Origin of the sequence: Prosthecobacter sp., assembly GCF_044222345.1 — a bacterium.
Lineage (GTDB): Bacteria > Verrucomicrobiota > Verrucomicrobiia > Verrucomicrobiales > Verrucomicrobiaceae > Prosthecobacter.
This window is the reverse complement of record NZ_JBGANL010000125.1, coordinates 1-2758: the sequence shown is the minus strand read 5'-3', so window position 1 is coordinate 2758 and position 2758 is coordinate 1. Positions and strand designations below refer to the sequence as shown.

Sequence of the window (2758 nt, the reverse complement as noted above, 5' to 3'; positions counted from 1 at the left end):
GAGGACATGCATGAGCGCGGCCTGCTGGCGGAAACGCTCGTGTGTTTCGTCACCGAGATGGGCCGCACCCCGCGCATGAACAAGAACGGCGGGCGGGATCACTGGGCGCGTGCCATGTCCATCGCCTTTGCCGGTGCCGGCTGTCCCGGCGGGGCCGTCATCGGCGCGACCGACCGGGAGGGCGGCGATGTGACCGATGCGCTCTACACGCCCTACGACTACGCCGAAACGATCTACCGCAAACTCGGCTTCGGTGAGAATCAGCGCCTTGCCCGGCCCAACGGCGTCGCCGTGCCCCTGTCCGATGGCGGCCGGGCGATCCGCGAGTTGTTTTGAGCGTGTGGCTTTCATCATAATGGTTCATGGTATGAGCAAACACGAGGGCTTTGGCACGTGAAAGCGAGGGGAAGGGGCGTTTCGAAAGGCGGTGCCGCGATGCAGAACAGCAACGCATTACCCATGTGAAGACACCTCCGTCCCAGCGCGACGCGAAATCACCCTCGCTGCGGCCTCCAAAAACGTGATTGACTTATGGATCAAATGAGACATGAATAAGTATCAAATGAAAAAAGACTCCACCCTCGTTCAAGAGATCGCCCCCGTTTACCACAGCGGCGTGGGCGCGCGGAAGGCAGGCGGCGGCATCGTGGCTTACCTGGCGCATGGCGCGGCAGGCAGGCATGCGCCGTTTGAGTTTACCACGGCACGGCTCATCCAGTCCCTCAAGACCGGGCTGCCCGTGCAGGAGCTGGATGATTTGCGCAGCAGCCTGGACGTCTCCATGGAAAGGCTCGTGCCCATGCTCGGCATCTCCAAGGCCACGCTGCACCGGCGCATGGCGGCAGGCAGGCTGGACCCCGCAGAGTCAGACCGCGTAGTGCGCTTTGCCCGGCTCATGGGCAAGGCCGTGGAAGTCATGGAGTCCGTGGAGAATGCGCGTGCATGGCTCACCTCCGCGCAGCGCGGCCTCGGCGGCGCGGTGCCGCTGGAGTACGCAGAGACGGAGGTCGGCGCCCGTGAAGTGGAAGACCTCCTCGGCCGCATCGAATACAGCGTCTACTCATGAAGCTGCAGGCCTGGCGCATCGTAAAGATGAAGCACGCCGCCACCGCCTTCAGTGGCGAAGGCGCGCGGCTCTACGGCGGCCGGTGGAATTCCCCCGGCGTCAGCCTCGTGTACACCAGCAGCACCCAGGCGCTGGCCGCGCTGGAGTCCCTCGTGCATCTCAATCCGCCCGTCATCTTCACCTACGCCGCCATCCCGCTCGAGTTCGAGGCCGCGCTCGTGGAAAAAGTCACCGCGCTGCCCCCCGGCTGGGCGCACTCGCCCGCACCGCCCGCCACCCGCGCGCTGGGAGATCTCTGGGCCCGGGAAGCCCGCTCCGCCGTGCTGGAACTCCCCAGCGCCATCATCCCCGGCGAGTCCAACTACCTGCTCAATCCCGCGCACCCCGGCTTCAGGAAAATCGCCATCGGCAGGCCCGAGCCCTTCTCGTTTGATCCCCGGCTGCTCTGAGGGCGGCAGCACAGCGCCACCCATTTTCCACCAACCCGCCCACCTCAAAAGGGGGTCAGGGTGCAAATACTTGACAAAATATCGCGGGGGGAGGCACACGGAAAAAAGGGCCGAAGTGCGCCTCGCCGAGGTGCCCCTCAAAAAAAGGCCCCCCTCAACCACGGCGCTGAGGAACACGGTGAAATCTGTCAAGAATTTGCATCCTGACCCCATTTTCCTGACCCCATTTTCCGGTGTGGGGGTGGTGTTCCATGGCATAGACCACCCGCAAAGTGTAACCTATGTCCCCGGTCAATCTGTTACCCATGTTCCCGGTTCATACCTTTGTGCCCCCGCATCTTCCGTGCGCCTCATTCCACGCCGAAGTCCAGGGGACGCTCGTCCAGAGCCGATGTGGACATCGGCGCTCCCAGCAAAGAGCTGCCGCCCGGCGCGATCACCGGCGTCAGCCCGCCCTGCCTGCGCCGGGCGTGCGAGAGCCTTCGGTCCCTCTTGCCGTTCACGCCGTCTGTCTCAAAACTCACTGGGAGAGCAAGCGCCGGTATATATCCTGCACTCCGTGAAACTGGAAGAACTCACGGCGGAGGCGGCCAAGCTTTCTGAGGATGACCGGGCTTCGCTGGCGGCCCGGCTGCTGCATGGTCTCGAAAAGCCGCACCATGGCGTGTCGGATGAAGAAGTGATGAGCCGGGTGCGCGAAGCTGACGCCAATGCCGAAGTGATGATCACATTTGACCAGCTCGTTTCGGGGCTTCGCTTCCGTGTGGGTCATCCGGCATAATCGCCGCAATCCTATCTGGGGCTTGAAGCGCTTTTGATTCCAAAGCGCTCTCAGCCCCCAGCTCCGCTTTGTTCCTGAATGCTTCTCAACCGCCTCGCCCGGCGATTCCAGAAATAGGCGAAGGTGAACTTGAATCCCACGAAGAAAACAAAGCAGCCGAACAGATACCAGATCATCACATCTGCGATCACCGCTGCAAACTCGCTGAAAGACCCGGCTCTCATCATCTGAGGATAAGAAAGCCCAAAAATTACGAAACCCGTGAGGCTGCCAAAAACCGGGCTGATTTTGAAAAGCACCCGGTTGTCAATATCCCGATCCTTCGGCGGTCGCAGCGACAGCACCGGCCACCACCCGAAATCCATATCCGTGAGCCAGTTCATAAAGTCCTCGATTCGTCTCATATACATGATGTGAAGTGATGCGGGCACTCCTGCCCGCAATGTGAACGTCCCTGCAGGC

Annotated in this window: 6 protein-coding genes; 4 read left to right on the top strand and 2 right to left on the bottom strand. The window is 61.9% G+C overall.

Features of this window, described 5'->3' with window-relative positions:
- The 3 genes from ACILSL_RS26880 to ACILSL_RS26870 form a co-directional block, all read left to right on the top strand.
- The coding region (locus tag ACILSL_RS26880; protein WP_395735157.1) for a DUF1501 domain-containing protein at window positions 1–336 on the top strand (336 nt) is incomplete at its 5' end.
- 226 nt (window positions 337–562) lie between these two features.
- Window positions 563–1066 carry an antitoxin Xre/MbcA/ParS toxin-binding domain-containing protein gene (locus tag ACILSL_RS26875; RefSeq protein WP_395735156.1) on the top strand — a complete coding sequence of 168 codons (504 nt, stop codon included), beginning with the start codon at window positions 563–565 and terminating at the stop codon, window positions 1064–1066.
- Window positions 1063–1515: an RES family NAD+ phosphorylase gene (locus ACILSL_RS26870; protein ID WP_395735155.1), complete on the top strand. Its 453-nt coding sequence runs from the start codon at window positions 1063–1065 to the stop codon at window positions 1513–1515. Before ACILSL_RS26875 ends, ACILSL_RS26870 begins: the two co-directional genes overlap by 4 nt.
- A 350-nt stretch (window positions 1516–1865) precedes the next feature.
- Here the strand turns inward: ACILSL_RS26870 and ACILSL_RS26865 are convergent, their stop codons facing one another.
- A complete protein-coding gene (locus ACILSL_RS26865; protein ID WP_395735154.1) occupies window positions 1866–2039 on the bottom strand; it encodes a hypothetical protein in 174 nt (57 codons plus the stop codon).
- Between the two features lie 35 nt (window positions 2040–2074).
- Between ACILSL_RS26865 and ACILSL_RS26860 the strand changes: the two genes are divergently transcribed.
- The gene (locus tag ACILSL_RS26860; protein WP_395735153.1) at window positions 2075–2296 is read left to right on the top strand and encodes a hypothetical protein; all 222 of its coding nucleotides are present in this window, start codon (window positions 2075–2077) and stop codon (window positions 2294–2296) included.
- Window positions 2297–2346: 50 nt separating this feature from the next.
- Here the strand turns inward: ACILSL_RS26860 and ACILSL_RS26855 are convergent.
- On the bottom strand, window positions 2347–2758 hold a 412-nt coding region (locus ACILSL_RS26855; RefSeq protein WP_395735152.1), incomplete at its 5' end, for a hypothetical protein.